Raw genomic sequence first — 25649 nt, 5'->3', positions numbered from 1 at the left:
CCATGAACTCCCTCCCGGAGACGGGCGCGCCCGACCACACCGACGTCATCGTGGTCGGCGCCGGACCGGTGGGCCTGCTGCTCGCCGGCGACCTGCGCCGGGCCGGCGCCCGCGTCACCGTCCTCGAACAGCTCACCGCGCCGGTCACCGAGTCACGGGCCTCCACCCTCCACACGCGCACCATGGAGATCCTCGCCGAACGGGGCATCCTCGACCGGCTCGGTCCGCTGCCCGACGGCGGGCCCGGCCACTTCGGCGGGCTCCCGCTCGACCTGCGGGCCGCCGCCCCCGGGCACCCTTACGCCGGACAGTGGAAATGCCCGCAGACCCGGCTCGAAGCCACCCTGTACACCTGGGCCACCGGCCTCGGGGCAACCGTGCGCCGCGGCCACGCCGTCACCGGGCTGCACCAGTACCCGGACCGGGTCGTCGTCTCCGGCATCGAACTCGGCGCCGGACCCCGCCGGTTCGCGGCCTCGTACGTCGTCGGCTGCGACGGTGAACGCAGCACGGTACGGCAGCTCGCCGGATTCGACTTCCCCGGCGACGACGCGACCCTCGAGATGCTGCGCGCCGACGTCGCGGGCATCGGCGTGCCCGACCGGCGCTTCGAACGCCACCCCCACGGCCTCGCCACCGCCCACCGCTGGCCCGACGGCACCACCCGGATCATGGTGCACCTGCACGGCGCCGTACCCGGGCCGCGCACCGGCCCTCCGGCCTTCGACGAAGTCGTGGCGGCCTGGGCGAAGGTCACCGGCGAGGACATCGGACACGGCACCCCCGTGTGGCTCGACGCCTTCGACGACACCAGCCGCCAGGCCGACCGGTACGTCAAGGGCCGTGTCGTGCTCGCCGGAGACGCCGCCCACGTGCAGATGCCGGTCGGCGGACAGGCCCTCAACCTCGGCCTCCAGGACGCCGCGGCCCTCGGACACCGGCTCGCCGGCCTCGCCACCGGCCGGTCCCCGCAAGCCGGGCTCGACGACTACGACCGGCTGCGCCACCGCGTCGGCGCCCGCGCCCTCACCGGGATCCGGGCCCAGTCCCGGCTGCTCCTCGGCGGCCCCGAGGTCGAGGGACTGCGCGCGGTCCTCGCCGAACTGCTCGGCCTCGACGAGGTGTGCGGGCACCTCGCCCGCGTCATCAGCGGCGTCGACGTATTCCCGACACCCCACGATTCCCCAGGAGTTGCCGCATGACCCGACTCACCGGAAAGACCGCTCTCGTCACCGGCTCCAGCCGCGGCATCGGCCGGGCCATCGCCGTCCGGCTCGCCCGCGAGGGCGCGCTCGTCGCCGTGCACTACGCCGGCAACGAAACGGCCGCCAAGGAGACCCTGGACCTCATCGAGAAGGACGGCGGGCGCGGCTTCACCGTCCGCGCCGAACTCGGCGTCCCCGGCGACGTGCACGAACTCTTCCTCGCCCTGGAGGCAGGCCTGAAGGAACGCACCGGCGGCACCACCCTCGACATCGTCGTCAACAACGCCGGTGAGACCACCCAGAGCGGCATCGCCCCCGAGGACCTCACGCCGGAGCAGTTCGACCGGTTCTTCGCCGTCAACGCCAAGGCCCCGTACTTCCTGCTGCAACGCGCCCTGCCGCAGATACCCGAGGGCGGCCGCGTCATCAACATCTCCTCCGGCCTGACCCGCGTCGCCAACCCCGATCAGACCGCGTACGCGATGACGAAGGGTGCCATCGAGCAGCTCACCCTGCACCTCGCACGTCACCTCGCCCCGCGCGGGATCACGATCAACAGCGTGGCGCCCGGCATCACGAACAACGGCAGTGCGGTGTTCGACATCCCCGAGGCCGTCGAGCAGATGGCGGCGCTCTCCGCCTTCCACCGCGTCGGCGAGGCCGGTGACGTGGCCGACGTCGTGACGTTCCTCGCCACCGACGAGGCCCGCTGGATCACCGGGGCCTTCATCGACGCCACCGGCGGGACCCTCCTCGGATGAGCCTGCCGCCCGCCCCCCTACCCAAGGACCAGCACACCGTGGACGTCGGACTCCTCTTCGACCTGCGCAACCCCGACCAGTGGCACCGCCCGCGGGCCGCCCACTACGCACAGACGCTGGAGCTGTGCGAGGAGGCCGACCGGCGAGGCGTCGGCGGCCTCTGGTTCACCGAACACCACCTCTTCGAAGACGGCTACCTGCCGCAGCCCCTGACCTTCGCCGCCGCCGTCGCGGCCCGCACCCGCAACGCCCGCATCGGCACCTCCGTCGTCCTGCCCGCGCTGCACCACCCCGTCGACCTCGCCGAACAGGCAGCCCTCGTCGACCTGATCAGCGGCGGCCGCCTCGAACTCGGCCTCGGCGCCGGCTACCGGCGACCCGAGTACGACCTGTTCGGCGCCCCGTTCGGGCGCCGCTTCCGGCACACCGAGCAGAACATCACCGAGATCCTCAGACTGTGGCGCGACAAGGAGATCACCCCCGCGCCCCTCCAGGACCCGCCGCCGGTGTGGGGCGGGTTCTACGGGCCGCGCGGCGCACGCATCGCCGGACGCCTCGGCCTCGGCCTGCTGCACATCTCCCGGACGGGCTACGAGCACTACCTCAAGGGCCTCGCCGAAGGCGGCCATGCGCCCGACACCGCCCGGGTCGGCGACCTGCTGCCGATCATCCTCTCCCGCGACCCCGAGGCGGCCTGGCAGCGTATCGGCCCGCACCTGCTGCACCAGGTCAACTCCTACCGGCAGGGTGCCCTGCAGGGCACCGGCCAGGACGGCCCGCCGCCGCTGGCCCTGGAGGACCTGCGGGACCCGGACGCCGAGGACACCCGCGGACTGCTCGACATCCTCACTCCCGAGGACGCGGCTGCCCGCATCAAGGACCTCACCGCGGGACTGCCCGTACGCCACCTCATCTTCTGGGCGAGCATCGCCGGGATGCCGGACGACCTGGTGACGGAGAACGTGGAGCTGATCACCGAGCAGCTCCCGCCGCTCCTCGCCCGCGCCGCGCCATGACCGGCACCGCGGCCCACCCGGCCGGCACGGCCGCGCGCAGCGGCCAGGACCGGGACGGCAGGAACCGGGTCGTCCTGCTGATCCTGTCGGCCAACATGATCCTCGACGCGATCGAGGTGTCCGTGGTCCTGGTGGCCCTGCCCACCATCCGCGCGCAGCTCGGCCTGTCGGCCGAGGCCGTGCAGTGGCTGATGAGCGGGTTCGCCCTCGGCTTCGCCCTGCTGCTGATCCTCGGGGCGCGGCTCGTCGCCCGGCTGGGCACCCGCCGCCTCTACCTGGCGGCGATGCTGGGCTTCGCCGCGGCCTCCCTCGCCGGCGGCTTCACCGACGACCCCGCGCTCCTCGTCGCCACGCGCGTCCTCAAGGGCGCGTGCGCCGCCCTGACCGCCCCGGCCGGCCTGGCCCTCATCGCCACCGCGTTCCCCGACGGACCGCGCAGGCGCCGCGCCGTCTCCGTCTACTCCCTGTGCGGCGCCACCGGTTTCACGGCGGGCCTCCTGCTGTCCGGGGCGCTGCTCCGGGCGAGCTGGCGCTGGACCCTGTGGTTCCCCGCGCCGCTCGCCCTGATCCTGCTCCTCCTCGCCCTGCGGCTGCTGCCGGACGTCCCCCGGGCGCCCCGGGCTGGACGGCCCGTGCTGCGGCTGCTGCGCGAGGGCACCCTGCTGCGCACGGCGGTCGGCGCCGCCACGCTGAACGGCACCTATCACAGCCTGCTGTTCCTCCTCACCTTCCACCTGCAGGAACGACTCCACTGGTCGCCCTGGCAGAACGCGCTCGCCCTGCTGCCCGCCTGCCTCCCGCTCGCCGTGACCGTGCCCTTCGCCGGCCGCATGACGGCCCGCTACGGCACGGCGAGGCTGATCACCCTCGGCGCAGCGGCACCGCTCGTCGGCTACGCCCTGCTGCTCGCACGGCCGGCCCCCACCTCGTACGTCACCGGGATCCTGCCCACCCTGCTGCTCGTCGGCGCCGGTTTCGTGCTGTCCTTCGCCGCGCTCAACCTGCGCGCCGCCTCGTCGGCAGCCGACGAGGACCGGCCCGCCGCCGTCCGCGCCTATCAGGCGGCCGTACAGCTCGGCGCCGTTCCGATGCTGCCGCTCACCGCCTGGCTGCTCGGCGCGGGACACGGACAACGGCCTGCCCTCGCCCTGATCACCGCCGTCGCCGCCGTGGGCCTCACGGCGGCGCTGTCCACCGCGTCCGCCTCCGACGGAAAGGCCCCCGCATGACCGCCCCGCACGACCCGCTCACCCTCGTCGTCCTCACGGCCAGCGTCCGGGACGGACGCCTCGGCCCCACGGTCGCCGACTGGTTCGCCGACCGCGCCCGCGCCCGCCCCGAACTCGTCGTCCGCACCGTGGACCTGCGGGACTTCCCGCTGCCCGTGACCCTGCCCGAGCCCGGCCACGAGCCGCCGCCCGAGACCGCCGCCGTCCGCGACGAACTGCACGACGAACTCGCCCGGGCCGACGCGTACGCCGTCGTCACCCCCGAGTACAACCACAGCTTCCCCGCCTCGCTGAAGAACGTCCTCGACTGGTTCCTCACCGAGTGGGCCGCCAAGCCGGTCGGCCTCGTCTCGTACGGGGGACTGGCCGGGGGCCTGCGGGCCGTGGAGCACCTGCGCCAGGTCTTCGCCGAACTGCACGCGGTGACGGTGCGTGAGACCGTCAGCTTCCACACCGCCTGGGACCGCTTCGACACGCACGGAGCGGCCCTGGACCCCGCCGCGGACGCCGCGGCAAAGGCGCTGCTCGACCAACTGCACTGGTGGGCGCGGGCGCTGCGCACCGCACGGCAGGAGCACCCCTATGGCTCGTGACACCCTGCCCGCACCCGCGTACCCGGACATCCGGCGCCCCGACGCCCACGCGGTCTTCGTCACCCAGTGGTACGTGCCCGGCCGGGCGGCCGGCCTCGCCCTGCTCGACGAGGTGGCCGGCCAGTGGCGCGACGCCCGGCCCGACGGCGTCATCGCCTTCCACGCCTACCTCGGCACCGACAACGACACCGTCCTCACCTACGTCCAGGCCCGGCACGCCGACTCCTACCGGCCGTTCGTCCGAACCCTGACCGGCACCGCCCGCGCCGAAGCCGTCGAGTACCGGCTGCGCCGCAGCGTCGTCCGCGGCACCTCGTCCTCCGCGCCCGGTTGCGTGGTCGTGGCCGCCTTCGACGTGGACGGCGCCGAACGGCAGGAACGCATCATCGAGGCCGTCGTCGAGGCGCTCGACGGCGCCCCCGAAGAGCAGCACCGCGGCATGCTCACGGCGCACTTCCACACCAGCACCGACGGCAGCCGCGTGCTCAACTACGCGGAGTGGACGAGCGACGAGGCACACGAGGCCTTCCTGCGCGGCACCACCCGGCAGGCCACCCTGCGCGCCACCGGCGCCACCCCGGGCGTTCGCCCCATCGGCTTCAAGCGCTACCACCTGCACCACAGCATCGACCCGCGACAGCACGTCACCCCGAGCGGCAGGAGCACGCCATGACCGTCCTCGTCACCGGAGTCCGCGGCCGCGTCGGACGCGGGGTGCTCCGTCTCCTCCGCGACGCCGGCGTCCCGGTCCGGGCCGCGAGTGCCGGCGGGGAGACGGACCCGGCCGGCGGGGAACCGCCCGTCCACCTGGACCTGGGCGACCCGGGCACGTTCCCCGCGGCACTCAAGGGGATCCGCCGGGTCTTCCTGTACGCACATCCCGGCACCGCCCGGCAGTTCGTCCGGGAGGCCGTGGACGCCGGGGTGGAACACGTGGTCCTCCTGTCGTCGCTGGCGATCGACGCGGGCGGCGCGCAGGAGAGCCCCATCGCCCGCCTGCACCTCGAAGTGGAAGAGGCACTGCGCTCCTCGGCCCTGGGCTGGACATTCGTGCGCCCCGGCGCGTTCGCCGCCAACGCCCTGCAGTGGGCGGCACCGATCCGTGCGGGCCGGGGCCTGCGCCTGGCCTACCCCGACACGTACAGCGAGCCCGTGCACGAAAGGGATCTCGCGGAGGTGGCGTTCCGCGCCCTCTTCGACGACGCCCACCGGGGCGCCGTGCTGCGGATCACCGGCCCCGAGTCGCTGTCGGCGCGCCGACAGGCGGAGCTGATCGGGCAGGCCACCGGCGTCCCGGTCGCCGTGGAGCGGATCGGCCGGGAGGAGCAGCGCGCGCAGTTGACCGCGGTGCTGCCCGAGGCGTTCGCGGACACCCTCCTGACCTACCAGGAGCAGCGCGACGGCCGCCCGGCGGCACCGTCGACCGACGCGGAGCGGGTACTGGGGCGCAGCGCCGTGTCCTTCGCCGCGTGGGCGCGGGAGCACGCGGAATCCTTCCGCTGAGCCGGCAGCGGCCACACACCGACGGCGCGGTGCCACCCCACCGAGGGGAGGCGCCGCGCCGTCGGCGTCCGCGCGGGTGTCACCACTTCACAGGGAGTTCCTTGACGCCACGCATCACCCGGTTGCTCTGCCACACGACCTCGTCGACCGGCACCGCAAGGCGCAGCCCGGGCAGCCGGCGGACCAGCGTACCGATGGCGATGTTCAGTTCCAGCCGCGCCAGCGGTGCGGCGGGGCAGTGGTGGGCACCGTGCCCGAAGGCGAGATGCGGGTTGGGAGCGCGGGTGAAGTCGATCTCCTCCGGGCGTTCGAAGACGCTCTCGTCCCGGTTGGCCGAGTCGTTCTGCGCGACGACGGCGTCACCGGCACGGATCACCTCACCACCGAACTCGAAGTCCTCGACGGCGATCCGGGAGAACGGCGCGACGCTGGTGGCGAGCGGCGTGTAGCGCAGCAGCTCCTCCACGGCCGAGGGCACGAGGCCGGGGTCCTCGACCAGGGAGTCCCACAGGCGGGGCCGGGACAGCAGCGTGAACAGGAAGTTGCCCGTCTGGTTCGCGGTGGTCTCGTGGCCGGCCGTCAGCAGGTCCACGGCGAAGATGCCCAGTTCGGCCTCGGTGAGCTGGTCGGCGCCCTCTCGAGCCGTGACGAGCCGGCTGAGCAGGTCGTCGCCCGGCTCGGCGATCCGGCGTGCGATGAGGCCGCGCAGATAGGCGTCGAGGCCGTCCCGCGCCGCCTGGATCGCCGTCGGGTCCGCGACCGTGAGCGCCATCATCTCGTCGGTCCAGGCCCGGAACCGGGCCCGGTCCTCCTCCGGGATACCGAACGTCTCGCAGATCACCGTGATGCCCATCGGCCAGGCGAGCCCGCTCGCCAGGTCGGCGGGGGAGCCGGACTCCTCCAGCCGGTCGACGAGTCCGTCGACGATGGCCTGCACCCTCGGCCGGACGGCCTCCACCTGCCGCACGGTGAACGCCTTGGCGGCCAGCCGGCGCAACCGCGTGTGTTCCGGCGGATCCATGCTGAGAAGCGACTCGGCCTGCTGGATGAGCGGACTGGAGCGGGGCACGTCCTTGCCGATGCCCGCGGCCCGGCTGAGCCGGGGGTCGGCGAGCGCCGCGCGGACGTCGTCGTAGCGGGTTATCAGCCAGGCGTCGCCACCATGGGGCATGGTCACACGGCTCACCGGCCGCGTGCGACGCAATTGCGCATACCTCGGGTCGACCTCAAGGCGTTCCGAGGTGAAGTCCGAGGCGAGAAAGGGGCAGGATTTCTCAGGTGAACGAGAATCGGTGGATGTCATACGGGAATCTCCGTCGCTGAATCGGGCGGATGCCGTCCGTTCGACTCTAGGCCGGGATCCAGGACGCGATCGTCAGGGCAACAACCACTTATTCACAATTCGCCGTCAAGAGCAGCCGTGCCCCACCCGGAAACCGACCCCCCGCACCGTGCGGATCCATCCTCTGTCGCCCAACTTGCTGCGCAGGGAGCTCACATGGGTGTCGACGGTGCGGCTGGCGCGAGGCCCGAGCTCTTGCGGCCTCGGATCCTCCCATATCTCCGTCATCAGGCGCTGCCGGCTGACGACTTTCTCGGAGTGCCGGGCGAGATAGTAGAGAAGATCGAATTCCTTCCGGGTCAGATCGACAGGGCGCCCGCGCACCATGACCTCGCGGGACGCCGCATCGATGGACAGACCGCCGATGGACACCACCGTCAGCGATTCCCGGTCCGTCTCCCGCGGCCGCGTCCGGCGGGTCACCGCGTCGATACGGGCGACCAGTTCGCGGAATTCGTACGGCTTGTCGAGGCAGTCGTCGGCACCGGCCCGCAGCCCGAGGACACGGTCGAGTTCGGTACCGCTGTCGGTGAAGGCGATGACCGGTGTCCTCGTGAGCGCCCGGATGCGGCGGCACACCTCCAGACCGTCGATGTCCGGCAGGTCCAGGTCGAGCAGAATCAGTTCCGCGTCCTGGTGCGCCTCCAGCGCCGCGGCGCCGGTGGTGACGCAAGTGACGCTGTGGCCGAGTCGTTCCAGACGCGTCACGGGCGAGCCGGACCCGTCCGTAGCGGTGCCCGCCATCACTATGTGCATGGTGCCTCCCTCGTTGCCGTAGTCGTTCGACAAGCCGCACATGCCTGATGGTTCACCCGCATCGACGGAGCGGGGAGGGGACGACTGCGGCTTTAAAGGGGCGTTCACAGGAGTTCATCGTCGTTCACGAGGACGCCGTCGAGTGGAAGGAGGAGCGCGGGGCGGAGCGCGGAGAGGTCAGGCCGGCCGCCCGTAGGCCAGCAGGAAGGTGCGTACGGCCGACCCCGCGACGGCGCGCAGCTCCTCCTCGTCCACCGCGTGGGTGCCGAGGCGGGAACGCCGCTCCATCGGGCCGGTGAGCAGCGCGAGGAACTGTTCGGCGGCCTCCGCCGGATCACACGGGCGCAGCCGCCCGGCCAGCGACAGACGGGCGAGACGATCGGCGAGGGACTGCTGGAGACGGCTCGCGCCGCGGCCCCAGACGATCTCCAGAAGCTCGGGGAACCGGGCCACCTCCGCGTACAGCAGCCGCCGCAACGCCCACGACCGGTCGTCACAACACTGGAGCAGCAGACGGTGCGCCACGTCCTCGAACGTCGCACGCAACTCCTCGTCGCCGGCCGTGGACCCGTGTCCGTCGAGGGTCAGCAGCTCGACCACGGTCAGGTTCTCGGCCATGACGGTGTCCGCGGCCGCTTCGAGCGCACTGCGGAAGACGTTCTCCTTGTCGCCGAGATGGTTGTACACGGTGTGCTTCGCCACGCCCGCCACCTCCGCGATCTCCTCCATGCACGCGCGGGCGTAGCCGCGTTGGGAGAACACCGCGAACGCGGCACTCAGGATCGCCTCCCGCTTGTCGATACGTCCGCGGGACGCCGCCCGCGGGGCCGCCCTGCCCGTCTTCCTCGCTGCGCTTGCTCCGGTCACCGGGCCATCGTACCCAGTCGTGCCAGAAACTGCACCAGTGGGTTCAATCAACTATGACAGCCATTGCAATCAGACTCCGCTGACCCATAAAGTGCACTAGCCGGTGCAGTCGGCGAGGGCGTGGTCCGTGACCGTTCGCCCCGGCCCCGCACACGGCTTTTCCGCTCGCCCTGTTCCGCTCGAATCTCGGAGACAGTCATGGCGCAACTACCGGACGGACGCCTCGATCCCGCACTGCGGCGACTGATCGGGGTCATCCTGCTGGGCGGGATCATGGGGATCCTCGACGGCTCGATGATCGCCGTCGCGGCCGACACCCTGGCCCACGACCTGGACACCTCACTGGCCACCATCAGCTGGGTCTCCACCAGCTACCTGCTGGCCGTCACCCTCTCCATCCCCGTCACCACCTGGGCCGTCGACCGGTTCGGCGGCCGACGCCTGTGGCTGCTCGGCCTCGTCGTCTTCCTCGCCGGCTCCATCGGATCGGGGCTCGCCTGGGACGCCGCGAGCCTCATCGTCTTCCGCGTCGTCCAGGGCCTGGGAGCGGGCCTGATCGACCCGCTGATGCTCACCCTCCTCGCCCGCGCCGCGGGCCCGGGACGGGCCGGACGTGTCATGGGGCTCATGGGCGTGGTCGGGTCCAGCGGTCCCGTCCTCGGACCGGTGATCGGCGGCATCATCCTGCAGGGACTGCCCTGGCGCTGGATGTTCCTGGTCAACATCCCGATCGGGATCGTCGCCCTGCTGCTCGCCCGCGTCGTCGTCCCCGATGACGCACCCGACTCCGCGCGCGAGGTGTCGCGCCTCGACGTCGTCGGTCTCGCCCTGATCGGTCCGGGCGTCGCCGCGGGAGTGCTCGCCCTGTCGCAGAGCGCCGAGCGCGCCGCCTTCGCCACCTGGCAGGTACTCGTCCCGCTCGCTGCCGCGATCGTCCTGCTCGCCGGGTACGCGGTGCACGCCCTCGGCGCCCGGCGCACACCTCCCCTCATCGACCTGCGGCTGTTCACCCGGCGCAGCTTCTCCGCCAGCGTGACGGTCGGCTCGCTGGTCGGACTCGCCACCTTCGCGAGCCTCTTCGCGCTGCCGCTCTACTACCAGCAGGCCCGCGGGCACGGCACGTTCGCCGCGGCACTGCTCCTCGCGCCGCTGGGCGTCGGATCCGCTCTCTCCATGCCCCTCACCGGACGGCTGTCCGACCGGCTGGGCTCCCGCCGTCCCGTCCTCGCGGGCGGTGTCGTCGCCGGGCTCAGTGCGCTCGCCTTCACTCAGGTCGGCGCGCACACCCCCGAGGCCCTCACGGCGCTGATCGCGTTCACGCTCGGGCTCGGGCTCGGCTCGGTGGGCGCCCCGACCATCGCCTCCCTGTACCGGACCCTGCCACCGGCCCTGGTGCCGCAGGGCAGCTCGGTCCTCTACATGCTCAACCAGCTCGGCGCCTCGATCGGCATCGCGACCGTCGCGCTCGTCGTGCAGACCGTGGGCGACGGCGACGCCGTACGCGGTTTCCGCGCCGCCGCATGGACGGTGACGATCGCGCTCCTGGTGACCCTGGCCGCCTCCACCCAACTCCCGGGCCGCCCAGAAGCGAAGGACGGCCAGGACGACCCCGATGCCCCGGCCACGGCGGCACCGGAACGGCCCGGCCACGAGGACGAGGCCGGTGCGCGGTCCGTCGTGACGACGCAAGGAGACCCGAAGTGAAGACCCTCGTCATCGCCGGAGGCACGGACGGCATCGGCAAGGCCCTGGCCGAGCGGCATCTGGCCCGGGGCGACACGGTGTTCGTCATCGGGCGGAACCCTGCCAAGGGCCGCGCCTACCTGGAGCGGGCCGAGCGGCACGGCGCCGCGGACCGGGCGCGGTTCGTGACCGCAGACCTGAGCCTGCTGGCCCAGACCTCCGCGGCCGTCGACGAGATCACGCGCGAGGCGTCGTCCGTGGACGCGCTGGTCCTCTGCGCCCGGCACTACCAGTACCGCCGCACCGTCACCGCGGAAGGCTACGAGGAGAACTTCGCCCTCTTCTACCTGAGCCGCTACCTCCTCGGCCACGGGCTGGTGGAGTCCCTGCGCAAGGCGGAACGGCCCGTCGTCGTGAACGTCGCGGGCCCCGGCGCCGGCCTCGGCGTCGTGCGCTGGGACGATCTGCAGCTGCGGCACGGATACCACGGGGGCGCCGCCCTCGGCCAGGGCGGCAAGCTCAACGACCTGCTGGGCGTGGCGTTCGCCGAACGGTACGGCGCCACCACCGGCATCCGGTACGTACTCATCCACCCCGGGGTGACGGCGACCGGCTTCTCCGGTGTGTACGACGCGGAGACGCTCGAGCACATCCGGTCGATGCAGCAGCACGCGAAACCCGTCTCCGCCGCGCTGCCGCCGATCGTCGCCGCCCTCGACGATCCACCCGCTGACCCGTTGACCGCCTTCGTCGAGGGGCAGCGGATCAGGGTCGACACCCACGGCTTCGATCGCGCGGCCGCCGGCCGCCTGGACAGCATCACCGAGCAACTCCTGACACGGAGTTGACGTTCTGGCCGAAGAACTTGCGCAGTTCTGAGACGGCGGGCCTTGGGGACGGTCGCCCGGCCGGTCGAGACTGGATCCGTCCCGCGGGCCACCGCGCCCGCGCATCAGAACCGACCCGTTCCGAGCTGTGCCGAGGAGATCCCGTGTCGCATCCGCCTTCCGCCCCCGCCCGACCCGTCCTCGACACCGCGGACAGCGCCGTCGCCCTGGTGACCACGGTGCGCTGCGACGGGCCGCGGTGGCAACGGGCGGTGGCCGAGGCCCTGACCCGCGAGACGCGGGAGCGCAACGACTGGCCCGACGGACTGATATCCCTGACCGTCTACGTGGACGGCCAGGAGGAGACGGTCCTCGTCTACACCCAGTGGGCGACGCGGCGGCGACTGACCGAAGCCTTGGCGGGCCCCGAGAGCGCGGCATGGCGTGGCGACGTCGACGCGGTCGAGGGTGCCCTCCAGGCGCAGGCGATCCCGTTCCGGCACTACCGCACGGTTCGGGGCAGCGCCGTGTCCGAACCGGTCCCGCTCCCCGAGTCGTTCCCGGTCGCGTTCTTCGACACCGCCGGCGAGGACGCGGCCCGCGCCTGGCTCGACGGTCTGCTGGCGTCCGAGGAACGCACGGAGGGCGAGGACCGCGCCTACCCCGGCGCGGTCGCGGCCCATCTGTCCATCAGCCTCGACGGGACCAAGGTGCTCAGCTTCTCCGAGTGGCTCTCCGAGGAACAGGCCGCGGCGCACATCGCGGCCGTGTGGGAGCCGGTCCTCAAGGAACTCGGCGGTACCGGAAGGCTCTACCGTCACTTCAGCACGGTTTTCGCGAGGGACACCGGCACCCGCCCGCGGTGACCCGCACTGGGCGCCCGATGCTGTGACCGGATGCGTACGACGGGCGGCGCTCAGAACGGTGGCCAGTTGCGCTGGGCGGCGTCGGCCGTCTCCTGCAGTTCGGCGCGGCCGAGCCCGGCATTCGGCATCGGCAGGACACCGCAGGCGCTGGGAAAAGCCGTTGCGAGTGACCCGCGTCGGTTGTCTGATGGGTCGGCCACCGACCAGGGAGAGAACATGAGGGCGTCGCTGCCCACCCCCTCGTTGCACACCGCTCGTCTTCGACTGCGTGCCTTCGAAGACGCGGATGCGAACGACCTCTTCGCACTGCAGAGCAGCGCCCGCATCCTGCGTTACTGGGACTCGCCACCGTGGACCGAACGCTCGCGCGCCGAGGCGTTCATCACCGCTTGCCGGCGGATGGAACAGGAGGGCACCGGGGCACGGCTGGCCGTGGACCGTGTCTCCGACGGGGCGTTCATCGGCTGGTGCACCCTGAACAGTTGGAACCCGGACTTCCGCAGCGCGTCGCTGGGCTACTGCTACGACGAGTCAGCGTGGGGCCAGGGCTACGCGACCGAGGCCGCGCGCGCTCTGCTGGGGTGGGCGTTCGACACGCTGGACCTGAATCGCGTCCAGGCCGAGGCCGATACGCGCAACGTGGCTTCCGCCCGCGTGCTGGAGAAGCTCGGATTCGTGCGCGAGGGAACGTTGCGGGAGGACTGCGTCGTCAACGGCGACGTCTCCGACTCGTGGGTCTACGGGCTGCTCAGGCGGGAGTGGCAGCCACTCGGTTCCGTCACTCGGCACCCGGCCTCGGCTGACCCCACCAACTGATCACTGCGCCTCACCCGCACACCACGGCGAACCACCGACAGCCCCCGTGCGGCCGGCCACGCAGGGCCACGTTCCGGTGGGCCGGGCCCTGTCACGTACCGCGGATGCGGCGCAGCAGGGATCCGCACACCCATTTACATCGATGTACACGCAGCTCTACTGTGACGCCGTCAGAAGGCGGCAACACCCCGTAGGCCTCTGCCGCCCCGCCGCACGCACATCCGAAGAGACGACAGCCGCGGTCCGCACCGCGGTCGCCCTGTCACGCCTTCGTGCCTCCAGGGAAGGAAACCCGTGCTCCGCTCACTCCGACCACCCCGCCCCGGCAACCACCCTTCCTCCACCGGCCGGCCCCCGCGCCCCGGGCCCACGACCGCCGGCCACCGCGCCCGGTGGGCTGCGCGTGCCGTGGTGCCGGTCCTTGCCGCGGTACTGGGCCTGTCGCTCACGCCGGCCGGCGCGGCGCCGTCCGCGGCCGCGCCACCTGTCACGTCCCGCCCCGCGGACACCGGGGCGTCCGGTTCCTCTGTCTCGGCCACCGGTACGCCCCTGGGCAACGGGACCGGTCTCTACCCCCGGGCGGTCCGGCTGGCGCACAGCGGCGCCGCCAACGGCCGGGTGCTCGCGAGCGTCGTGACCTTCGACGGCAACAACGGTATCGGCGCCGTCCACGAGAGCACCGACGGCGGAGCGACCTTCCGGCAGGTGGGCAGGGTCACCGATCCGGAGTCGGCGGCCGGGCAGGGCCTGTGCTGCGCCACCCTGTTCGAGCTTCCCCGGCAGGTCGGCGCCCTGCCCGCCGGTACGCTCCTGTGGGCCGCCTCGGCCGGGCAGGACGAGCAGAACCGGCGCATGGCGCTGCGCATCTGGCGGAGCGGCGACGTGGGCCGCACCTGGTCCTACCTGTCCTCCTGCGCCACCGCGACCGGGACGGGCGGGCTGTGGGAGCCTGAGTTCTCCGTGGCCGCCGACGGAGCACTCGTCTGCCACTACGCCGACGAGACGGATCCGGCCCACAGCCAGAAGCTGGCCGCCACCCGCAGTTATGACGGGGTCCACTGGCAGGACCGGCGCAATACCGTGGCCAGCGGCTGGGAAGCGGACCGGCCCGGGATGCCCGTGGTGCGCAAGCTGCCCGACGGCACGTACTTCATGAGCTTCGAGATCTGCAATCCGGGCGGCCAGTACCAGTGCGTCGTGCACTACCGAACCTCTCCGGACGGGTGGAACTGGGGCGACCCCGCGTCCCTGGGCTTCCGCCCGGAGACCGTGGACGGCAAGTACTTCCGCGCGGCGCCCACCATCGCCTGGGCCCCGGCACCGGGTGGTGGACCGAACGGCCGGATCCTGCTGATCGGCCAGCAGCTCCTCAACCGTGACGGCACGCCTGCCGCGGACAGCGGGCGCACGATCCTGGCCAACACGGAGAACGGCACGGGCCCCTGGTACGAGATCGTGGCCCCGGTCCGGGTCACGGCCCCGACCGCGACCTACTGCCCGAACTACAGCTCCCCGCTGCTGCCCTCCGCGGACGGACGTACGGTGCTGGAGATCGCGACCGACTGGGACGGCGACGTCTGCCGCCCGTACGTGGCGACCGGTCCGCTCACCGGCAGCGGTGACGCGGCCGGAGTCGTGGACGGGGCGCGGTACCGGCTGGTGAACGCCAACAGCGGTCACTGCCTGGACGTGGCCGGTGACTCCCGTGCCGCGGGCGGCAACGTCCAGCAGTGGACCTGCAACGGCCAGGGCCCGCAGGAGTGGACCCTGCGGGCGCGCGACGCCGGCTACTTCACGCTCACCGGCCGCAACAGCGGTCACTGCCTGGACGTGGAGAACGGCTCCACCACCCCCGGCACGAACGTCCGCCAGTGGTACTGCAACGCCCAGCCGGCCCAGGACTGGCGGCTGGAGAACGCCGGGCGCGGCTATTACCGCCTCGTGGCGAAGTCCGCCGGACAATGCCTGGACGTCGCCCAGGGCTCTCGCTCGGCGGGCGCGAACGTCCAGCAGTGGACCTGCAACGGCCTCCAGCCGCAGCTCTGGCAGCTCCAGCGGCTCTGAGACACCCGGGTGCCCGCCCTCCAGGGGCGGGCACCCTCCGTCCCGGCCCGTCAGCCGACGTCCGTGTCCTCGATCGCGGTGGGCCTCAGCTGAGCCTCCCGGATGCGGGCGACGTCCAGCTTGGGGCCCCGGTCGAAGCGGTAGACGCCGTTCTGCTCCTGGAAGACGTCGGTCAGCTGGGTGTAGCAGTAGCCGAACATCTCCGGGTCCTCCAGCAGTACGCCGGTGAGGCCGGCGAAGCGCTCGTGGAACTCGTCCTCGGTGCGCACCCGGTCCCCGTAGCCCCAGGACACCGTCCGGTCGCTGCCGGACTGCTCGGCGGCCGCCTCCGGGTCCCACCAGATCCCGCCGAACTCGCTGACGAAGTACGGCTGGCCCCGGTACGGCTGGGAGTAGGCGGCGCCGTTCTCGTAGGCGTTGACGAAGGGCTCGCCCTTGGCCAGTCCCGACATGAGCTGCCGGAAGGCCGCCGGGTCCTGCTCGTAGTTGTGGGAGTCGTAGACGTCGGTCTCCAGGACCCGGTGGGAGTATCCGGAGGCGTCGATCACCGGCCGGGACGTGTCCATGGCCTTCGTGGCGAGGAACATCGCCCGGGTCACGTCGTCGAGCTGGGTGATGCGGTCGTGGAGCTTCTGATAGGTCTCGTTCAGCGGGCACCAGCCGACGATCGACGGGTGCGAGTAGTCGCGTTCCACGGCTTCGAGCCACTGGGCGACGAAGGAGGCGTCGGGCCGCTGGTTGTCGCCCGAGGACCCGCCGACCTCGCAGCCCCAGTCGCCGAACTCGCCCCAGACCAGGTATCCGAGCCGGTCGGCGTGGTAGAGGAAGCGCTCCTCGAAGACCTTCTGGTGCAGCCGGGCCCCGTTGAAGCCGGCCTCCATGGCCAGTTCGATGTCACGGACCAGAGCCTCGTCGGAGGGGGCGGTCATCAGACCGTCCGGATACCAGCCCTGGTCGAGCACGAGGCGCTGGAAGCGGGGGCGTCCGTTGAGGAGCACGGTCCTGCCGCGGACGGCGACGGCGCGCAGGCCCGCGTAGCTCTCGACGGTGTCGGCCACTTCGCCGTCCGCGTCGAGGAGTTCCAGCCGCAGGCCGTACAGGAACGGGTCCTCCGGGCTCCATTCGCGACGCCGGTCCTCCGGGAGGGCCAGGTGCAGGCGGGGCGCCAGATCGAGGTCGGCGCGCACTTCGGCGCGGCAGACCTCGCCCGCGTCGTCGCTGAGGACGGCGCGTACGCGGTGACCAGGGCGGTTGGACGACAGGGGCAGTTCGACGGAGAAGGCCGCGCCGGCCATGTCGGGGGTGATGCGGGGGCGGCGCAGATGCGTCTCGGGTACCGGCTCGGCCCAGACGGTCTGCCAGATACCGGTGGTGCGGGTGTAGTTGCAGTCGTGGTTGGCGTACTGGACAGCCTGCTTGCCGCGGGCCTGGGGGCCGGACTTCGGGTCGCGGGCGCGGACGGTGATCTCCACCTCCCGGCCCGGGGCGAGGTCGCCGAGATCGGCGGTGAAGGGGGTGAAGCCGCCCCGGTGGCGGACCACTTCGGTGCCGTCCACCCATACGGTCGTGTCGTGGTCGACGGCACCGAAGTGCAGCAGCACCCGGCGGCCGGCCCACTCGGCGGGCGGGGTGAACCGCCGCCGGTACCAGACGGCTTCCAGGAAGTCGGTGTCACCGACGCCCGACAGTTCGGACTCGGGGGCGAAGGGCACGAGGATCTCGCCGGTGAGAGCGCGGTCGAGGAGACCCCGCTCGAGGCCGCTGTCCCCTTGGTCGGTCTCGAACTGCCAGGTCCCGTTGAGGTTGAGCCAGTCGCGACGGACGAACTGCGGTCGCGGGTACTCCGGACGGGGGACGGAGGGGGTGTGCACAGGGACTCCAGTCAAGTGGTGGCGGCCGGCGGGCCGGCGCGGACAGGTGAAGCGGTGGGGTCAGGTGCCCCCGAGGCCGGTGGTGGCCACGGAGTTGACGATGCGCCGCTGGAAGAGCAGGAACATCACGATCAGCGGGAGCGCCGCCAGCAGGGCGGACGCCATGGCCTGGGCGTACTGGATGCCGTAGGCGTCCTTGACGGTGGCGAGGCCCACCGGGAGCGTCATGAGGTCCGGGTCGTTGGTCACGACGAAGGGCCACATGAAGTTGTTCCACGCCCCGATGAAGACGAAGATCGCCACGGCGGAGACGATCGGGCGGGACAGCGGCAGCACGATCGACCGGAAGACCCGCAGTTCGGAGGCGCCGTCGATCCGGGCGGCGTCCTCCAGCTCGCGGGGGATCCCGTCGAAGAAGCGCTTGAGGATGAAGACCATCATCGGGGCCACGACCTGCGGCAGGACGACCGCCGCGTAGGTGTCGACCAGGTGGAACATCGTCATCTGTTCGAAGAGCGGGACGATGAGCAGTTGCGGCGGGACCATGATCGCGGCGACGGTGACGGCCAGGAGGGCACGCCGTCCGCGGAAGGTGCCGCGGGAGAACCCGTAGGCGGCGAGCGTCGAGATGGCCACGGTGAGCACGGTGACCAGAGCGGCTATCAGCACGCTGTTGAACGCCCAGGTCGGAACGTTCCCGCGCTCCAGGATCTGCCGATAGGCGGAGAGTGTGAAGGCTCCCTTGAACGGCGACAGGCCCGGCTGCATCACGTCCTGCTCGCTCTGTACCGAGGTGGCGACCGCCCAGAGGAGGGGCAGCAGCCAGACGGCGGCGAGGACGGTCAGCGCGGTCCCGGCGAGCAAGCGGGGAAGCCGGCCGTGGCCGAGCAGCAAGGGGGAGCCGGACTCCTCGCGGCGGGGGCGGTGCGGCCGGCGGACGGGGGTGGAGACGGCGGACACGGTCAGCCCTCCTGACGGAAGAAGCGGAGCTGTACGACGGAGATGACGATGACGATCGCGAAGAAGACGTAGCTGACCGCCGAGGCGTAGCCCAGCCGGTATCCGGTGAATCCGACGTCGTAGACGTACTCGAGGATCGGGCGGGTGGAGCCGTTGGGGCCGCCCTTGGTGAGGATGTAGATCTGGTCGAACACCTTCAGCGAGGCGAGCATCTGGAGTATGGCGACCAGGACGGTGGTGTGCCGAAGCTGCGGCAGGGTGACGGACCACAGCCGACGCCAGGCACCGGCCCCGTCGAGTGCGGCGGCCTCGTCGTAGGTGACGGGCAGGGACTGCAGGGCCGCGAGGTAGAGCAGGAAGTTGAAGCCGACCGTCCACCAGACGGTGAGGGCCGCGACGGACCACATCGCCACCGACTCGTCCGAGAGCCAGCCGACGGGTTCCAGGCCCAGCGACGTCAGCAGCTGGTTGCCCAGGCCGATGTCGGGCTGGTAGAGCCACGTCCAGATGAGCGTGACCACCGTGACGGGCAGCAGGTAGGGGGCGAAGTAGGCCAGCCGCCACACCCACTGGCCGGCGAGCCCGCTGTGCACCAGCAGGGCCATGGCCAGGGCCACCAGGACGAGCGGTACGCAGGAGATCACGGTGAAGAAGACGGTGTTGCCGAGGCTGCTCCAGACGTCCGGATCACCGAACGCCTCGGCATAGTTGGCGAAACCGACGAACTCGGTGCCGCGCAGGGAGAGGGAGGCGTCGGTGAGGCTCATCCAGAGGCCCTGGACGACGGGCCAGACCAGGAAGAGCCCGAAGAACACCAGGAACGGCAGGACGAACAGCCCTCCGTTACCGGAGAGAGACAGGCGGCGACGGGGGACGGGCGGGGGCGCGGAGGGGTGCGGCTGCGGGGGCGCCGTGGCTCCGTCGGGCGCGGTGGTGGTCACGATGCGGCTCCTTCGGCTGTCGTCAGGCGACCGGGTTGGGCTGGCGCAGCAAGGTGTCCGCTTCCCGGACCATCTGCCGCACCGCCTTCTCGGCGGAGGTGTTGCCCAGCAGCGCCGACTGGAGCGGCTGGCACATGCGGTTCTGGAAGTTGCCGCCGGCCCCGGCGAACCAGTTCGGCGGATCGAGCACGGCGATCTCGCCCGCGGCCGCGTACGAGGACTGGGGGTCGAGCTTGGCGTATGCGGGGAGGGCCTGCACCGGCTGGTACGCCGGGATGTGTCCGGCACCCGCCCAGGTCAGGCTCTGTTTGATGATCTCGGCGACATACCGGTGGGCCTCGCGGCGCCGGGCCGGGTCGGGGTTGTCCTGGTGCGGGAGGACGAAGCTGTGGGAGTCGGCGTAGACGGCCGGCCGGCCGAAGATCTGCGGGAAGGGGGCCGCCCCCAGGCGCTTGATGCCGGACTTCCGGAACGTCGGCAGTTCCCACTCCCCGGCCATGATCATGCCGCCGCGGCCGTCCATGAACGCGGCCATCGCGCCGTTGTAGTCGAGGTTGTTGGGGTTCGTCCGGCCGTCGAAGAGCTGCTTCATGAAGGTCACGACCTTCACCGCGGCCTCGACGTCGATCTTCGGCGGACCGCCGTCGGGCAGGGTGAAAGAGGCACCGGTCTGGGCGTACAGCGCCGCGAACTGGCGCCAGCTCTGGGCGGTGTCGGTGACGTGCCCGAAGAGGACCCCGGACTTCCCGGTCGCCTCGGCGAGCTTCCTCCCGGCCTCCAGGAACGCTTCGGGCGATCCCGTGGGTGCCAGGTGGCCGGACGGATCGAGGAGACCGGCCTGGCCGGCGACGTCCTTGTCGTAGAAGACGATGAAGGGGTGGACGTCCAGCGGGACCGCGTAGACCGTGCCCTGGTGCTGGGCGCGCTTCCAGACGGCGGGGGCGAAGTCCTTCTCGGTCACACCGAATTCGGCAAGGACGTCCAGGTCGAAGGGGTCGAGCAGGCCGCCGGGGGCGTATCCGGCCAGGCGTGACAGGTGCAGCACGGCCACGTCCGAGGCCCGGCCGCCGGCCGCCGACATGGCGAGTTTCGTGTAGTACGACGGGCCCCAGTCCAGGATCGTCCGGTCCACGTCGAAACCGTCACCGCCCCGGGAGACGGCCGCGATCATCTCGTCCATCAGCATGCCGTCGCCGCCCTGGAACAGGTCCCACACCTTCAGTGAGGAGGCCGCACCGGCGCGGGCCGGCGAGGCGCAGCCGGTCAGCGGGCCCGCGGTCAGCAGGGCCGCCGCCGCGGCCGTCCCGTAGCGCAGCAGCCGGCGGCGGCCGACGCCGGTCGCCGGGTTCGGGTCCCAGGCGCCAAGCGGCCCACGGGCAGGGGGTGCAGAGCTCATCACTGACCTTTCGACGGCCGGACGACGTGCCCGGCCGACGGCAGGGGCCATCGGCACGACAGCCGCCGGCCGCCCGTGCACATCGGGGTGATCCGCGCCGGATCTCCCGGCGCGGTGACCCGTTTTTACATCGATGTACATTGGCTGTAAAGAGCTGGGTCATCACCCGAGCGTCGGACGCGCCCCCTCGTCCGGTACTCCCGAGCCGTCCCGGCCGCCGGAAAGCACCCATAGACTCGGGACGTACCAGGGGCAGGGAGGTTGCAGGTGGCACGGCCGAGGATCAAAGACGTGGCACGGCACGCGGGGGTGTCGGAGAAGACGGTGTCCAACGTGCTCAACGACTACGTCCACGTGTCCGAGAGGACCCGGCGGGTGGTGCAGGAAGCGATCGACCAGCTCGGCTACCGCATCAACCTCGCCGGACGGCACCTGCGCAGCGGACGCACGGGCATCATCGCCCTCGTGGTCCCGGAACTCGACGTCCCGTACTTCGCCGAACTGGCCCGGCATGTCGTCCGGGAGGCCGAGAACCGCTCCCTGACCGTGCTGATCCATCAGTCCGGCGCGGACCGGGAGCGGGAGAAGGCGGCGCTGGCCGGCTTCGGTTCGGACTTCGTGGACGGTGTCATCCTCAGCCCGCTGGCCCTCGCACCGGAGGACCTGCGTGCACACGCCGGCCTCCCGCCGACCGTCCTGCTGGGCGAGCTGCTGACCGACGGCGCCGACCACGTGGCGATCGACAACGAACTCGCGGCCCGCGAGGCGACCGAGCACCTGCTCGCTCTGGGACGCCGGCACATCCTCGCCGTCGGCGGACGGGACGACGAGGGCGTCGGCACCGCGCAGGCGCGCACCCGCGGTTTCCGCTCCGCGCTGGCCGAGGCGGGCATCGCGTACGACCCGGCCTCCCTGCTGCCGGTGGAGGCGTTCCACATGAGCGACGGGGCCGCCGCCGTGCGCCGGGTACTGGCCGGTGGGGCCCGGCCGGACGCCCTGCTGTGCCTCAACGACCAGTTGGCACTGGGGGCGTTGCGGACGCTGCACTCCTACGGGGCACGGGTGCCCGAAGACGTGGCCGTCATCGGCTTCGACGACGTGGAGGGCGGCCGGTTCAGCGTGCCGTCGCTGAGCACGGTCGCCCCGGACAAGGAGGCGGTGGCCCGGGTCGCGATCGACCTGCTGCTGCGCCGCATCGACGAGGCGACGCGCCCGGAATCCCGACCGGACGACGCGGGCCGCCCCGGATCGGCGCACCCGCAGGACCACGTCGTGGCCCACCGGCTCGTCCTGCGCGAGAGCACCGAGGGAGCGGCGGGACGTGACGGGGTGTGGTGAGCGCCCGGCACAGAGGTCCTCACGACCATGCCTCGACTCGACGCGGGCGCAGCCCGGCCCCCAGGCCACGCACCGTGTCCTCACAGCCTCCTCGATCCGCGGCGTAGGGCCTTCCCGAAGCAGAAACAAGCAGTTCGAACGGGCTTTCCTCCAGATCGGCGCCGTGCGGGCCGGCTGGTCCCGGTCAGGCTGCCGGGGCGGTCAGGACTGCCTTGGCAGCCAGCCGGAGATTGCCGATCATCGGATTCGGGTCGCCCTTGCGGCTGATCAGGACGACCTGGCTGGGGGGAGCGCCCTCGATCGGAACGGTGACGAGGTCGGGACGCAGTGAGCTACGCCGGTCGCCGACCGGCAGCACGGCGATCGCCCTGCCACTCGCGACGAGTTCGAGCTTGTCCTCGTAACTCTCGATCGGCGGCACGCCGGCCCCAAGGATCCGGTAGGACGTCCAGTCCGCCGTCTCGAACGCGCACGGCGCCGCCTCCTCGCCGGCCAGTTCTTCCGCGGTCACCGACGCGCGGTCGGCCAAGGGATGGCCGCGCGGAACCACGAGCATCCGGGGCTCCTCGTAGAGCGGGGTGGTGAACACGTCGTCGGCGGCGAGCGGCAACGGGGCCCGCGCGATCAGGGCGTCGACGCGCTTGTCGGACAGCGCCCCGACGTCGCGGCAGCTCAGATACCGGGTGGCGATCTCGGCGTCCGGGTGCCGGCGGCGCAGTTCCCGTACGGCGGCAGTGATCACCAGGTCTTCGACGTAACCGATGGCGATGCGTTCGGTCCGGGATTGTTCACGCACAGCCAGCTCGGCCTGGCGGGCGGCCTGCAGCAGGGCTTGGGCCCGGGGGAGGAACGTCTGGCCGGCCGGAGTGAGCCGGGTGCCCCGGGGTGTGCGGTCCAGCAGTCGAGCGCCGAGATATGTCTCGAGCCGTCGGATCTGGCGGCTCAGCGCCGGCTGGGCCACGTGCAGGTCGGCAGCGGCCCGGCCGAAGTGCTGGTGCGCCGCCACCACGGTGAAGTAGCGCACCAGCCGCAGTTCCAGGTCCTGTCCGAGATCGTTCACCCTTCCAGCCTACGCATCATGCCGTTTCGGAATGACCAGGTTGCCGAACGGGTCTTGGACGGCCATGCCGTCCTGGGCCTTGACTGAAGGAGCAACGTTCCCCCGAGAAAGCGACAGGCGCGATGAAGGCGATCCAGATCCACAAAGCGGGCGGGCCGGAAGTTCTGCGGTACGACGAGGTGCCGGTTCCCGAGATCGGCCCGGGCGAGGTGCTCGTCCGGGTGCACGCGGCGGGCATCAACCCGCCGGACTGGTACCTGCGTGAGGGGATGAAGGTCATGCCGGCCGAGATGAGGCCGGCACTGGAGTTCCCCCTGATCCCCGGAACGGACATGTCGGGCGTGGTCCAGGCGGTCGCTCCGGACGTGCTGGGGTTCGCCGTCGGTGACGAGGTCTTCGGCATGCTGCGGTTCCCCGGACTCGACGGCCGGACGTACGCCGAGTACGTGGCCGCGCCGGCTTCGGACCTGGCTCACAAGCCGGCCGGTATCGACCACGTGCAGGCGGCCGGGGCGCCGATGGCCGTGCTCACGGCCTGGCAGTACCTGGTGGAGCTCGGCCACGACGTGCCGTCTCCTTTCACCGGACGGGTGCACCAGCCGGTGCCGATCACGCCAGGGACGACCGTACTGGTCAACGGGGCCGCCGGTGGAGTGGGCCACTTCGCGGTGCAGCTGGCGAAAGGGAAGGGAGCCCACGTCATCGCGGTGGCCTCGGGCCGGCACGAGCAGTTCCTGCGCGCGCTCGGAGCCGACGAATTCATCGACTACACCAGGACGCAGGCCGCGGACGTGGTCCGTGGTGCCGACCTGGTGATCGACACCGTCGGTGGCCCGGACAGCTCACGCTTCCTGACCGTGCTCAAGCGCGGCGGCACCATGCTTCCGGTGTTCTTCGCCCAGTACGACCCGGAAGAGACGGCGCGTCTGGGCATCACGGTCTCGAACATCCAGGTGCGTTCCAACGGCACCCAACTCGCCGAGATCGGGCGCCTGTTCGACGCGGGCAAGCTCCAGGTCGGGGTGGACAGCACCTATCCGCTGCCGGAGGCGGCCGACGCACACACGCGAGCCGCGCAGGGCCACATCCAAGGCAAGATCGTGCTGACCGTGGTCTCCTGATCGCCCAACTCCGCAAGCGGTGGCGAACTACGCCCACGGCCTGGACGAGCTGAATGTGCCCTGGCTGGAAGCGGTCCTGACCGAAGACACCACCCGTCCGGCGAGACCAGGACCGGCGCCTCGCTCGCCGGCCTCCTGCTTCGCCCGCACCACCGTATGGAGCGGATCAGTACCAGGGCGCTGTGCCGCCAGGAGAGCGCACGCACCGTTCGGCCCGGCCCCAGGAACCACGTCCCGGGGCCGGGGGCCGCCCACCGTTGGCCGCGCTCGCGCCGCCGCCCCGCCCCGCCCCGCGCCAGTTCGCCCCCATCGGCGCCGACCACCGCAGCGATGCGGAAGAGAACGCCGCCGACGCCGCCTAGGTCCGTCGGCGCGATGCCCGCGCCGACCCGAAGACGAACTCCGAACTCCGCACCCGCGTCACCGATCCGTCCGTGGACCGAGTACCCGGCCGAGGCCGCACGACGAGCCGCCTAGATGACTTCCCGGAGCACGTCGTCCACCGGAGTGGCGCTCACGCCGAGGATCTTCTCGGTCTCGGAGTAGTCGATGACGAACGGGTGCCCCGGCTTGGTGAGCACTTCATGCATCTCCGCCCAGAACGGCTCCGTGAACGCAAGCAGGGTCAGATCGCGTTCGGTCATCTCCTCCATCCGCGGTTCCGGTGCCCCCGCGAGTTCGGCGAGGCGCGCTGCCAGTCCCCGCACCGACAGGGTCGAGGTCGGCACGTGCCAGGCCCGGCCGTAGGCATGCTCGTTGCGGCTCGCGGCGACCAGCGTGCGCGCGGTGTCGCCGATCGCCGAGTAGCTGTGCGGCACGTCGAGTTCCTGCGGCACCAGCACCAGCCTGCCTGCCATGACCTGCCGCTGCACCGTGAGGCTGAACACCGAGAAGGCGCCGGCGCCGTAGAACTGGGCGGCCCGCACCTCGGTGACCTTCACCCCTGAGGCGGCGGCCTCCTCCCACACCCGCGCCCTGGCCCGCCCCTTGGGGCCGGCCGCGGTCAGGGGAAAGTCCGGCGTGATCGGCCCGCTCACCGGCCCGTACGCGTAGAGGTTGCCGAGCATGACGTACGCGGCCCCGGTCCGCCTCACCGTGCTCAGAAGCGACTGCGACAGGGCCGGGAACTGCTCGGGCCAGAGGTGGTACGGCGGCGCGGCGGTGGTGAACAGCGTGTCCGCCCCCTCCGACAGCTCGGTGAGCCGATCGGTGTCTGTCGCATCCGCGGCGACCTTGTCGATGAGCGGGTGGTCCGGCCCGCCGCCCGTCCGGCTGATCATTCGCACCCGCTCGCCGTCCTCGGCCAGCAGCAGAGCGGTCTTCGACGCGGCGGCCCCGCGACCCACGATCACATGAGATGTCATGCCGACCACGGTGCCGCTGCGAGGCCTCGTAGGATAGTGGCCCGAATGCCGCCCTTCCGGAGGTTCTGGC

General features: G+C 71.7%; 23 protein-coding genes. 14 read left to right on the top strand and 9 right to left on the bottom strand.

Annotation, left to right across the window (positions count from 1 at the left end; genetic code table 11):
- Positions 1–2 precede the first annotated feature (2 nt).
- The 7 genes from ACIRG6_RS37715 to ACIRG6_RS07280 are packed head-to-tail and all read left to right on the top strand — an operon-like array spanning position 3 to position 6307.
- Positions 3–1202 carry an FAD-dependent monooxygenase gene (locus ACIRG6_RS37715; protein ID WP_450152402.1) on the top strand — a complete coding sequence of 400 codons (1200 nt, stop codon included), beginning with the start codon at positions 3–5 and terminating at the stop codon, positions 1200–1202.
- Positions 1199–1966: an SDR family NAD(P)-dependent oxidoreductase gene (locus ACIRG6_RS37710; protein ID WP_318216733.1), complete on the top strand. Its 768-nt coding sequence runs from the start codon at positions 1199–1201 to the stop codon at positions 1964–1966. The genes ACIRG6_RS37715 and ACIRG6_RS37710 overlap by 4 nt, the downstream gene beginning before the upstream one ends.
- A complete protein-coding gene (locus tag ACIRG6_RS07300) occupies positions 1963–2982 on the top strand; it encodes an LLM class flavin-dependent oxidoreductase (RefSeq protein WP_403321395.1) in 1020 nt (339 codons plus the stop codon). Before ACIRG6_RS37710 ends, ACIRG6_RS07300 begins: the two co-directional genes overlap by 4 nt.
- Complete coding sequence (locus ACIRG6_RS07295; RefSeq protein WP_403321394.1) at positions 2979–4211, top strand: MFS transporter; 1233 nt, start codon at positions 2979–2981, stop codon at positions 4209–4211. Before ACIRG6_RS07300 ends, ACIRG6_RS07295 begins: the two co-directional genes overlap by 4 nt.
- On the top strand, positions 4208–4804 hold the full coding sequence (locus ACIRG6_RS07290) for an NADPH-dependent FMN reductase (RefSeq protein WP_318216730.1): 597 nt from the start codon (positions 4208–4210) through the stop codon (positions 4802–4804). Before ACIRG6_RS07295 ends, ACIRG6_RS07290 begins: the two co-directional genes overlap by 4 nt.
- Positions 4794–5477, top strand: a complete 684-nt coding sequence (locus ACIRG6_RS07285; protein ID WP_364682669.1) for an antibiotic biosynthesis monooxygenase family protein — start codon at positions 4794–4796, stop codon at positions 5475–5477. Before ACIRG6_RS07290 ends, ACIRG6_RS07285 begins: the two co-directional genes overlap by 11 nt.
- A complete protein-coding gene (locus ACIRG6_RS07280; protein ID WP_403321390.1) occupies positions 5474–6307 on the top strand; it encodes an NAD(P)H-binding protein in 834 nt (277 codons plus the stop codon). Before ACIRG6_RS07285 ends, ACIRG6_RS07280 begins: the two co-directional genes overlap by 4 nt.
- A 79-nt stretch (positions 6308–6386) precedes the next feature.
- Here ACIRG6_RS07280 and ACIRG6_RS07275 read toward each other — a convergent pair whose 3' ends face one another.
- The 3 genes from ACIRG6_RS07275 to ACIRG6_RS07265 all read right to left on the bottom strand — a co-directional run bounded on the left by ACIRG6_RS07275 (position 6387) and on the right by ACIRG6_RS07265 (position 9272).
- Positions 6387–7478, bottom strand: a complete 1092-nt coding sequence (locus ACIRG6_RS07275; protein WP_435882949.1) for a cytochrome P450 — start codon at positions 7476–7478, stop codon at positions 6387–6389.
- 237 nt (positions 7479–7715) lie between these two features.
- A complete protein-coding gene (locus ACIRG6_RS07270) occupies positions 7716–8405 on the bottom strand; it encodes a response regulator transcription factor (RefSeq protein WP_350722906.1) in 690 nt (229 codons plus the stop codon).
- Positions 8406–8582: 177 nt separating this feature from the next.
- Positions 8583–9272 carry a TetR/AcrR family transcriptional regulator gene (locus tag ACIRG6_RS07265; protein WP_364682663.1) on the bottom strand — a complete coding sequence of 230 codons (690 nt, stop codon included), beginning with the start codon at positions 9270–9272 and terminating at the stop codon, positions 8583–8585.
- A gap of 198 nt (positions 9273–9470) precedes the next feature.
- Here ACIRG6_RS07265 and ACIRG6_RS07260 point away from each other — a divergent pair, with 198 nt between their 5' ends.
- The 5 genes from ACIRG6_RS07260 to ACIRG6_RS07240 all read left to right on the top strand — a co-directional run bounded on the left by ACIRG6_RS07260 (position 9471) and on the right by ACIRG6_RS07240 (position 15528).
- Positions 9471–10976, top strand: a complete 1506-nt coding sequence (locus ACIRG6_RS07260) for a DHA2 family efflux MFS transporter permease subunit (protein WP_403321387.1) — start codon at positions 9471–9473, stop codon at positions 10974–10976.
- Positions 10973–11803 (top strand): SDR family NAD(P)-dependent oxidoreductase, encoded by an 831-nt coding sequence (locus ACIRG6_RS07255; protein ID WP_364822797.1) that lies wholly within the window; start codon positions 10973–10975, stop codon positions 11801–11803. Before ACIRG6_RS07260 ends, ACIRG6_RS07255 begins: the two co-directional genes overlap by 4 nt.
- A 143-nt stretch (positions 11804–11946) precedes the next feature.
- Positions 11947–12648, top strand: a complete 702-nt coding sequence (locus tag ACIRG6_RS07250; protein WP_403321384.1) for a hypothetical protein — start codon at positions 11947–11949, stop codon at positions 12646–12648.
- Positions 12649–12864: 216 nt separating this feature from the next.
- The gene (locus ACIRG6_RS07245) at positions 12865–13464 is read left to right on the top strand and encodes a GNAT family N-acetyltransferase (protein ID WP_364682655.1); all 600 of its coding nucleotides are present in this window, start codon (positions 12865–12867) and stop codon (positions 13462–13464) included.
- 294 nt (positions 13465–13758) lie between these two features.
- A complete protein-coding gene (locus ACIRG6_RS07240; protein ID WP_403321382.1) occupies positions 13759–15528 on the top strand; it encodes an RICIN domain-containing protein in 1770 nt (589 codons plus the stop codon).
- Positions 15529–15578: 50 nt separating this feature from the next.
- On the opposite strand, the gene ACIRG6_RS07235 is transcribed toward ACIRG6_RS07240, so the two are convergent.
- The 4 genes from ACIRG6_RS07235 to ACIRG6_RS07220 are packed head-to-tail and all read right to left on the bottom strand — an operon-like array spanning position 15579 to position 20696.
- On the bottom strand, positions 15579–17399 hold the full coding sequence (locus ACIRG6_RS07235; protein ID WP_403321381.1) for a glycoside hydrolase family 2 protein: 1821 nt from the start codon (positions 17397–17399) through the stop codon (positions 15579–15581).
- A 60-nt stretch (positions 17400–17459) separates the two neighbouring features.
- Complete coding sequence (locus ACIRG6_RS07230) at positions 17460–18359, bottom strand: carbohydrate ABC transporter permease (protein ID WP_364682649.1); 900 nt, start codon at positions 18357–18359, stop codon at positions 17460–17462.
- Positions 18360–18361: 2 nt separating this feature from the next.
- Entirely contained in the window at positions 18362–19300 is a 939-nt protein-coding gene (locus ACIRG6_RS07225; protein ID WP_318216719.1) for a carbohydrate ABC transporter permease, read from the bottom strand.
- Positions 19301–19322: 22 nt separating this feature from the next.
- Complete coding sequence (locus tag ACIRG6_RS07220) at positions 19323–20696, bottom strand: extracellular solute-binding protein (protein WP_403321379.1); 1374 nt, start codon at positions 20694–20696, stop codon at positions 19323–19325.
- 267 nt (positions 20697–20963) lie between these two features.
- Here ACIRG6_RS07220 and ACIRG6_RS07215 point away from each other — a divergent pair, with 267 nt between their 5' ends.
- Positions 20964–22034, top strand: a complete 1071-nt coding sequence (locus ACIRG6_RS07215; RefSeq protein ID WP_364822784.1) for a LacI family DNA-binding transcriptional regulator — start codon at positions 20964–20966, stop codon at positions 22032–22034.
- Between the two features lie 184 nt (positions 22035–22218).
- On the opposite strand, the gene ACIRG6_RS07210 is transcribed toward ACIRG6_RS07215, so the two are convergent.
- Complete coding sequence (locus tag ACIRG6_RS07210) at positions 22219–23094, bottom strand: LysR family transcriptional regulator (RefSeq protein ID WP_403321376.1); 876 nt, start codon at positions 23092–23094, stop codon at positions 22219–22221.
- 122 nt (positions 23095–23216) lie between these two features.
- Here ACIRG6_RS07210 and ACIRG6_RS07205 point away from each other — a divergent pair, with 122 nt between their 5' ends.
- Entirely contained in the window at positions 23217–24215 is a 999-nt protein-coding gene (locus ACIRG6_RS07205; protein ID WP_403321374.1) for an NADP-dependent oxidoreductase, read from the top strand.
- Between the two features lie 473 nt (positions 24216–24688).
- On the opposite strand, the gene ACIRG6_RS07200 is transcribed toward ACIRG6_RS07205, so the two are convergent.
- Positions 24689–25579 carry a Rossmann-fold NAD(P)-binding domain-containing protein gene (locus ACIRG6_RS07200; protein ID WP_403321372.1) on the bottom strand — a complete coding sequence of 297 codons (891 nt, stop codon included), beginning with the start codon at positions 25577–25579 and terminating at the stop codon, positions 24689–24691.
- Positions 25580–25649 lie beyond the last annotated feature (70 nt).

The organism is Streptomyces flaveolus (assembly GCF_044765825.1).
GTDB classification, from domain to species: Bacteria; Actinomycetota; Actinomycetes; order Streptomycetales; family Streptomycetaceae; genus Streptomyces; species Streptomyces flaveolus.
This window is presented reverse-complemented; position numbering and strand designations above follow the sequence as displayed.

Coding starts and splice junctions, on each gene's coding strand:
- ACIRG6_RS07220 (WP_403321379.1), bottom strand. CDS start 20,696: ATGAGCTCTGCACCCCCTGCCCGTGGGCCGCTTGGCGCCTGGGACCCG.
- ACIRG6_RS37715 (WP_450152402.1), top strand. CDS start 3: ATGAACTCCCTCCCGGAGACGGGCGCGCCCGACCACACCGACGTCATC.
- ACIRG6_RS07275 (WP_435882949.1), bottom strand. CDS start 7,478: ATGCCCCATGGTGGCGACGCCTGGCTGATAACCCGCTACGACGACGTC.
- ACIRG6_RS07205 (WP_403321374.1), top strand. CDS start 23,217: ATGAAGGCGATCCAGATCCACAAAGCGGGCGGGCCGGAAGTTCTGCGG.
- ACIRG6_RS37710 (WP_318216733.1), top strand. CDS start 1,199: ATGACCCGACTCACCGGAAAGACCGCTCTCGTCACCGGCTCCAGCCGC.
- ACIRG6_RS07200 (WP_403321372.1), bottom strand. CDS start 25,579: ATGACATCTCATGTGATCGTGGGTCGCGGGGCCGCCGCGTCGAAGACC.
- ACIRG6_RS07295 (WP_403321394.1), top strand. CDS start 2,979: ATGACCGGCACCGCGGCCCACCCGGCCGGCACGGCCGCGCGCAGCGGC.
- ACIRG6_RS07245 (WP_364682655.1), top strand. CDS start 12,865: ATGAGGGCGTCGCTGCCCACCCCCTCGTTGCACACCGCTCGTCTTCGA.
- ACIRG6_RS07285 (WP_364682669.1), top strand. CDS start 4,794: ATGGCTCGTGACACCCTGCCCGCACCCGCGTACCCGGACATCCGGCGC.
- ACIRG6_RS07280 (WP_403321390.1), top strand. CDS start 5,474: ATGACCGTCCTCGTCACCGGAGTCCGCGGCCGCGTCGGACGCGGGGTG.
- ACIRG6_RS07260 (WP_403321387.1), top strand. CDS start 9,471: ATGGCGCAACTACCGGACGGACGCCTCGATCCCGCACTGCGGCGACTG.
- ACIRG6_RS07300 (WP_403321395.1), top strand. CDS start 1,963: ATGAGCCTGCCGCCCGCCCCCCTACCCAAGGACCAGCACACCGTGGAC.
- ACIRG6_RS07290 (WP_318216730.1), top strand. CDS start 4,208: ATGACCGCCCCGCACGACCCGCTCACCCTCGTCGTCCTCACGGCCAGC.
- ACIRG6_RS07270 (WP_350722906.1), bottom strand. CDS start 8,405: ATGCACATAGTGATGGCGGGCACCGCTACGGACGGGTCCGGCTCGCCC.